Here is a 6,907-nt window from a genome sequence, read left to right as displayed (position 1 = left end):
GACGTCATGGGCCTGAAGGCCACCGACAGCCTGACGCCGGGCCGTCCCGGGCACACGACGGCGATCGGGCTGCGCATCCTGCACTCGTTCGTGGTGCTCGACGGCGCCCCCGACGACGAGCGCTTCCTGTCCTGGGCCGACTTCCTCGACCTGGGCCGCGCCCGCCTGGCCGAGGACGAGGCCGCCGTCGAGGCCCGCGCCCGCGAGGTGGCCGCCGGCGACGTCGTCACCGTGCTCTACACCTCGGGCACCACCGGCATGCCCAAGGGCGTGCCGCTCACCCACACCAACGTCTTCTACGAGGCCGCCGCCACCGACCGCATCACCTCGCTGCCGACGCACGGCACCCAGATCTCCTACCTCACCTACGCCCACATCGCCGAGCGCATCCTCAGCCTCTACCTCCCGCTGGTCAAGATGTCGCACGTGCACTTCTGCACCGACCTGGCCAACCTCGGGGCCACGCTCGGCCAGGTCAGGCCGATGATGTTCTTCGGCGTGCCGCGCGTGTGGGAGAAGATGATGGCCCGGCTGCTGGCCGTGCTCGCCACGCAGCCGCCCGAGCAGCAGGCCGCCGTACGCGAGGCCATGGCGGCCGGCGCCGCCTACGTCGAGGCCGGCCAGTACGGCGGCACGATCACCCCCGAGATCCAGGCCGCCTACGACAAGGCCGACGCGGCCCTGCTGTCGGTCGTCCGCGGCATGATCGGCTTCGACCGCGCCGAGTGGACCGCGACCGGCGCCGCCCCTCTGCCCGCCGAGGTCCAGCACTTCTACGCCGGTCTCGGACTCAAGGTCATCGACGTCTACGGCATGACCGAGACCACCGGCGCCTTCACCGGCAACAGCCCCTCCTGCTACCGCCTGGGCACCGTCGGCAGGGCCGAGCCCGGCGTCGAGGTCCGCATCGCCGAGGACGGCGAGATCCTCACCCGCAGCCCGCTCAACACCGGCGGCTACCTCAACCGCCCCGAGGCCACCGCCGAGCTGCTCGACGCCGACGGCTGGCTGCACACCGGCGACATCGGCACGGTCGACGACGACGGCTTCTACCGCGTCGTCGACCGCAAGAAGGAGCTCATCATCACCGCCGGCGGCGAGAACGTCTCGCCCGCCGAGATCGAGAACCACCTAGGGGGAGACAGATGACCTGGCCGGACGGCCTGCCCATCGGAGACGGATGGACCGCCACCGAGGACACCACCGAGGTGATCTTCCCCTACGACGGCTCGGTGGTCGCCCGTGCCCCGCTGGGCACCCCCGACCACGCCGTCCGCGCCCTGGAGGCGGCGCTGGCCGTCGCGCCCGCCATGGCCGCGCTGCCCTCGCACGCCCGCCGCGCCGCGCTCATGGCCGCGCACGACGCGCTCGCCGCCCGCCGCGAGGAGTTCGAGCGGCTGCTGGTCCTGGAGACCGGCAAGCCGCTGGTCGACTGCCGGGTCGAGGTGGCCAGGACGCTGCTCACCCTCGCCACGGCCGCCGAGGAGGTCGCCCGGCTGCACGGCGAGACCGTCCCGCTGGACCTGCTGCCGTCGGGGGAGGGGCTGATCGGGTTCTGGACGCGGCGGCCGATCGGCGTCGTCGTCGGGATCACTGGCTACAACTACCCGCTGCTCCTGGCCGCCCACAAGATCGCTCCGGCGGTCGCGGCCGGCTGCCCGGTGATCGTCAAGCCCGCCCCGGCGACGCCCCTGGCCACGCTCCGGCTGGTGCACCTGCTCCGCGAGGGCGGCCTGCCGCCCGCCGCCGTCCAGCTCGTCACCGGGGACGTCGAGGTCGGCCGCACGCTGGTCGAGGACCGGCGGATCGGCGCGGTCTCCTTCACCGGCTCGGCCGCCGCCGGGCACGCCATCGCCCGCGCCGCCGCCCCCACCAAGGTGCTGCTCGAACTCGGCTCCAACGCCGCCCTCGTGGTCGCCGCCGACGCCGACCTGGCGGTCGCCGCCGACGCCGTCGTGCGCGGCGGCTACTACGCCTCCGGGCAGGCGTGCATCGCGGTGCAGCGGGTGCTGGTGGAGGAGCCCGTACGGGAGGAGTTCCTGGCACTGCTGGCCGCCCGCGTCAAGGACGTCGCCGTCGGCGACCCGCGCCTGCCCGGGACCCGCGTGGCCCCGCTGATCGACGCCGCCGCCACCGACCGCGTCCTTGCGTGGATCGGCGACTCGGGCGCCGAGGTGGTCGCCGGCGGGGTCCGCGAGGGCCGGGCGATCGCGCCGACCGTGCTGTCCGGGGTGCCCGACGGCGCCGCCGCGTGGGACGAGGAGATCTTCGGCCCGGTGGTGTGCGTCCGCGGGGTGCCGGACCTCGACGCCGCCTTCGAGGCCGTCAACCGCTCCCGGTACGGCCTGCACGCCTCCGTCTACACCCGCTCGCTGGCCACCGCCTTCACCGCGATCGAACGCATCCAGACCGGCGGCGTGGTGGTGAACGAGGTGCCCGGCTTCCGCGCCGACAACATGCCGTACGGCGGCGTCAAGGACTCGGGCAGCGGCCGCGAGGGCCCGCGCTTCGCCATGGAGGAAATGACGGTGACCAGAATGGCGATCATCCGCCCCTGACGGCCGCTGTAGGGTGGCGCCCAAACGGCGAGGAGGCGCGTGCCTTGGCTATTCGGACGGACGATCCGGTGGTTGTCCCGCGAGCGCGCGCCGGCAGGGCCCTGCCCGTGCTCGCCGCCCTCCTGGCCGTCGCCCTGACCTGCGCCGGCACGGCCTGGTGGCGGGAGCACGGGCAGGCGCGGGACCGGGAGCGCGTCGCGCTGGCCCACGGGCTCGCGCTGCACGCCGCCGAGCTGCGCGGGGACGATCCGGTCAAGGCGCGCGACCTCGGCCTGGCCGCTGTGGGCGTGCACGCCGACGACCAGACCCGCGCCGGGCTGACCGACACCCTCCTGCTGGGGCGCAGGGACGACCTCCAGCCCCGCGACTCCGGCGGCGTCCGGCACGCCGAGCTGAGCGGCGACGGGCGCGTCGGCCTGGTCGCCGGGAACGGCAAGGCCGAGGTCTGGGAGCTCGGCTCCGGGAAATCGGTCACGCTGGACGGGCCCGAGGGCGCGGCGCCGGCGCTCTCCCACGACGGCCGCACCGCTCTGACCGGCGGCGACGACGGCGCCACGACCGTGTGGGACCTCACCGATCCCGCCCACCCGGCCCGGCGGGCGACGTTGCCGGGCGTGGCGGCGAAGGGGTCGCTCGACGAGGTCCAGGCGGTGGCGGTGAGCCGGGACGGCCGGGTCGCCGTGGTCGCCGACTTCGCCGGGAACCTGCTGGTGTGGGACCTGACCGTACGCGACCACCCGGTCCGGCGCTCGGTCACCGCCGTCCACGACTCCGCGACGGACGACCTCGACCTCAGCGGCGACGGCAGGACGGCGGTCACCACGTCCGACGATGGCCCGGTGACGATCTGGAACCTGGCGGATCCGGCGCACCCGGTGAAGGCCGCCGAGCTGACTCCGGCCATCTACACCGGCACGGCCGCCGCCCTGAGCGGCGACGGACGCGTCCTCGTCGTCGCGCGGCGCGACCCGGGGGCCGACCGGCGGAGCCAGGCGGAGGTCTGGACGCTCGGCGACCCGGCCCGTCCGGCCTTGACCGCCGTCATAGGGATGCCTCCGGCGGACATGCTCGACGTGGCCCTCACGCCGGACGGCGGGACCGCCCTCCTGGCGGGCTCCAACGGCAACGGATCGCTCTGGGACCTGTCCGTGCCTTCCCGGCCCGTCCGGCTGGGCGGGCTGCGCGGGTACCCGTCGGAGGTGCGGGGGGTGGCGTTGAGCGACGGCGCCCGAAGCGCCCTGCTGGCTGCCCCCGAGAGCACCACCTTCTCCCTCTGGGACCTGCACGACCTGCGGCAGGTGGTCACCGACCCTGAGCAGGACCTGTGCGACCACGGCCCGCAGATCTTGAGCAGGGCGGACTGGGACCGCTACACCGGCGGCGCGGACCCTTCGGACTACGGCGGCGGCGACGGCGACGTGAGCCTCTGCTCCCTCCGATGAGGGTAACGGTTTGACCAGATGTCTTTACCTTGCCGCAGCGCTCGCGTTGGATGGCGCGCATGGTGGAGATCACGCGCAGAACGGTGTTCAAGGCAGGTGCGGCAAGCGCTTTCCTCGCGGGCGGCGGCCCGGGGACGGCGGCACTGGCGGCGTCCGGCCTGGTGGGAGGACCGGCCGCCGGGGGAGTGGCCGCCGAAGGGCTGGAGCAGCGGGCCATGGCGATGGACCCGCCGGTGTTCCTGCTGGAGAGCGCCGTCCCTCCGCACTTCGCCGCCGGGCACGGCTCCACGTTGTCGATCAGCGACCGGGTCGCCGTGTGCGGCACGAGGTCGCTGCGCTGGGAGCACGCGAGCCGTGACGTGATCACCGTGCGGGCGCCGCTGCGGTGGGCGCCCGCCCCCTACCGGCTCGGCGACGACCAGGCGTGGCAGGGGCTGGTGGACGCGTTCTGCGTGTGGGTGCACAACGCCGAGCCGGTGGACGACGTGCTGCGGTTCGAGTTCGGGCGGGGTGAGCGCACCGACCTGTGGTTCGAGTTCCGGCTCGGGTTCAGCGGATGGCGTACCGCCTGGGTGCGGTACGCCTACGACATGCACGGCCGGCCCCACCCCGACATGGACACCCTGCGGATCGTCGCCCCGAGCAGGGCCGGTACCCTGCACCTCGACCAGCTCATGCTCAACGTGCCGCTGCGTCCCGACGCCCCCTGCCGCGACCACCAGCTCCCCGACATCGCCCCCGAGGGCGACGAGTACGACAACCAGCACTGGCAGGCCCTCCACCGCTTCGACCGGCTGCTGGCCACCGTCGAGCCCGACCTGTCGCCGCCGTCCGCCGCCGAGCTGGCCTCGCTGCGCGCCCTGCACGCCCGCTACCACGACGAGTACCTGACCGCCCCGGTCAAGCCGGACGTGCCGGGGCTGACCGCGCAGGTCGCCGCCCTGGAGGGCCGTCCCACGCACGCCTACCAGGCGCAGATCTACCCGGCCGAGATCGCCGCCGAGCTCAAGGCGTTCGTGAACCCGGTCACGCTGCGCGCCTGCACCGACCTGATGAAGACGATCGCCCAGGCCCACCAGGCCGCCCCCGCCGAACGTCCCGCGCTGGCCGCCCTCTACCTGCGCATGGTCGCCCACCTGCGGGAACAGGGCTGGACGAAGGGCAGCTGCCAGGGCACGATCCACCACCTCGGCTACGACGTCCGCGGCCTGTACGACTCCGTCTACCTCATGCGGGACGCCCTGCGCGAGGCGGGGGAGTTGCAGCGGGTACGAGCGGACCTGGAATGGCTGAGCGGACTCGGCCGGATCTTCCGCGGTTTCGGCTTCCGGATGGCCCGGGGCAGCATGATGGACCTCTACAACACCACGGTCCGCGGCATGCTGGCGGCCGTGCTGCTGCGCGACGGCGAGGCGCAGCAGGTGGCGTACCTGCGGGCACTGCGCGACTGGCTGAACGCCACCCTCCTGCCCACCGACGGCATCCAGGACGGCATCAAGGTGGACGGCACCGCCTTCCACCACGTCGGCTTCTTCCCCGACTACGTCCGCGACGGCTTCGCCGGGCTCGCGCCGCTGGTCTACGTCCTGCACGGCGGCTCGTTCGCGATCTCGTCCGAGGCGTCCGGCTGGCTGCGCAAGGCGCTGCTCACGCAGCGGGTCTACGCCAACAAGAACCACTGGCCGATCTCGATCAGCGGCCGCAATCCCAGCGGCGCCACCGCGCTGTCGATCGTGCCGTTCGAGTGGCTTGCCCCGATCGACGATGAGATCGCCGCAGCCTTCCTGCGCCTGCTGCCCGGCAACCCGACGCCGCGGCAGAAGGAGCTCGCGGCCCGGCTCGCCGCGCGCGGCATCGCCCCGGAACCGGCTCCGACCGGCGCCTGGGCGCTCAACTACGCGGCGCTGGCCGTGCACCGCCGCGACGAATGGCAGATCACCGTACGCGGGCACAACCGGTACCTGTGGAGCACCGAGATCTACGTCGGCGCCAACTGGTACGGCCGCTACAACACCTACGGCCAGATCCAGGTCCTGCACCGCGGCGACCCCGTCACCAACCAGGACAGCGGCTACGCCCAGCCCGGCTGGGACTGGAACCGCCGCCCCGGCACCACGGTCATCCACAAACCGCTCGACCAGCTCAAGGGCGACCTGACCGGGGCCATCGAGGAGATGCTCCTCACCGACTCCCGTTTCGCCGGAGCCTGCACCATCGACGGACGCAACGCCCTGTTCGCCATGGACCTGCACGGACACCCCAAGTACGACGGCACGCACCGGGCCCGCAAGTCGGTGTTCCTGTTCGACGACCGCGTCGTGGCCCTGGGCACCGGCATCACCAACGACGACATCGCGGACGAGACGGAGACCACCCTCTTCCAGACCCGGCTACCGGCCAGGAACGCGCCCACCGTGGTGGACGGCGCGGCGGTCACGGCCTTCCCCCACCAGGCGCTCGACGGCGGCCCGCGCTGGCTGCTCGACGACAAGGGCGTCGGCTACTACCTGGCGCCCGGGCAGAAAGTGGCCCTGACCCGCTCGGCCCAGACCTCCCGCAACAACGCCACGGAAGAGCCCACCAGCGGAGACTTCGCCACAGCCTGGATCAGGCACGGCACCGCCCCTCGGAACGGGACGTACGAGTACGCGATGGTGGTGAACGCCACGGCCGAGCGCATGGCCGGCTTCGCCGCCGCGATGGGGGACGCCGCGAGCGCCCCTTACCGGGTGCTGCACGCCGACACGGCGGCCCACGTCGTACGGGATCGGGACACCGGCATCACCGGGTACGCGGTGTTCGAGCGCACCCGTCTGGAAGGTCTGGTACGCGAGGTGGACACGCCTTCGATGCTGCTCGTCCGTACGGAGGGGGAGACGCTGGTGATCGCGGTATGCGATCCGGACC

General features: G+C 73.2%; 4 protein-coding genes. All 4 read left to right on the top strand.

The window, feature by feature from the left end:
- A partial coding sequence (locus ACWCSD_RS44185) for an AMP-dependent synthetase/ligase (protein WP_449924263.1) occupies positions 1 to 1,149 on the top strand: 1,149 nt, incomplete at its 5' end.
- The gene (locus ACWCSD_RS44180) at positions 1,146 to 2,558 is read left to right on the top strand and encodes an aldehyde dehydrogenase family protein (RefSeq protein ID WP_449924260.1); all 1,413 of its coding nucleotides are present in this window, start codon (positions 1,146 to 1,148) and stop codon (positions 2,556 to 2,558) included. The genes ACWCSD_RS44185 and ACWCSD_RS44180, both read left to right, overlap by 4 nt.
- Positions 2,559 to 2,626: 68 nt before the next feature.
- Entirely contained in the window at positions 2,627 to 4,000 is a 1,374-nt protein-coding gene (locus ACWCSD_RS44175; RefSeq protein WP_449924257.1) for a WD40 repeat domain-containing protein, read from the top strand.
- A gap of 59 nt (positions 4,001 to 4,059) precedes the next feature.
- The coding region (locus ACWCSD_RS44170) for a chondroitinase family polysaccharide lyase (protein ID WP_449924254.1) at positions 4,060 to 6,907 on the top strand (2,848 nt) is incomplete at its 3' end.

It is taken from the genome of Nonomuraea sp. NPDC001684 (assembly GCF_053596515.1).
Note: the sequence above shows the minus strand (reverse complement) of the source record. Positions and strands in the feature narration are given on the sequence as shown.